2 pseudogenes are annotated in these 1,063 nt (G+C 45.0%); both read left to right on the top strand.

Features of this window, described 5'->3' with window-relative positions:
• Positions 1 to 47 precede the first annotated feature (47 nt).
• A pseudogene (aroK, locus tag CIK04_RS29340) lies at positions 48 to 565 on the top strand (shikimate kinase AroK).
• Positions 566 to 601: 36 nt separating this feature from the next.
• Positions 602 to 1,063: pseudogene (locus CIK04_RS34855) on the top strand (3-dehydroquinate synthase); the annotation flags it as partial.

The raw sequence follows: 1,063 nt of genomic DNA, 5'->3' as shown, positions 1-1,063 counted from the left end.
TTCTTGTGGCGATGTCATTGAATTAACGTTGTAAATTACTGCTAAACATGGCTGAGAAACGTAATATTTTCCTTGTTTGGCCCAATGGGCGCTGGCAAAAGCACAATTGGTCGATACCTAGCTCAACAACTCCACATGGAGTTTTGGATTCTGATACTGTTATTGAAGAGCGTACAGGCGCTGACATCTCTTGGGTATTTGATGTTGAAGGTGAGAGGTTCGGTCACAAACGTGAAGAAGCGGTTATCAATGATCTGACACTAGAGCAGGGTATCGTCTTGGCAACGGGCGGTGGCGTCGARAAGCCGCGAAAACCGCAATCGTCTTTCTGCACGTGGTATTGTGGTATACCTAGAAACGACTATCGAGAAACAGCTAGCTCGTACTAACCGTGACAAAAAAACGTCCGTTACTACAAACGGATAATCCACGTGAAGTACTAGAATCACTGGCTGGTGAGCGTAACCCTCTTTACGAAGAGATCGCGGATTACACCGTTCGCACTGACGATCAAAGTGCAAAAGTGGTAGCCAACCAGATCGTAAAAATGCTAGAAGAAAGCTAAGTTAAGTCTTTCTTTCTWTTATTGTGGAGTGCAACCATGGAACGGATTACGGTCAATTTAGCTGAACGTAGCTACCCAATCACAATAGGCGCCGGGTTGTTTGAAGATTCGGCGCACCTATCTTCTCTCACTGCTGGACAGAAAGTGGTCGTGATTACCAATGTCACGTAGCTCTCTCTATGCGGATAAATTCTTTCTTGTTGCAATCTTTAGGTTGTCAGGCCTCGTTGCTTGAACTGCCTGATGGAGAGTCAATACAAGAGTTTAGATACCTTTAACCAAGTGATGAGCTTTCTTCTCGAGGGAAGCTTTGCCCGTGATGTTGTGGTTATCGCACTAGGTGGTGGTGTAATTGGTGATTTATGTCGGTTTTTCTGCCGCTTGTTATCAACGTGGCGTGGATTTTATTCAAATTCCAACCACGCTGTTATCCCAAGTGGACTCTTCTGTTGGTGGAAAAACGGCAGTTAACCATCCACTAGGCAAAAACATGATTGG

Source organism: Vibrio sp. 03_296, assembly GCF_002265885.1.
The sequence above is the reverse complement of the archived record's forward strand: the minus strand, read 5'-3'. Positions and strand labels throughout refer to the sequence as shown.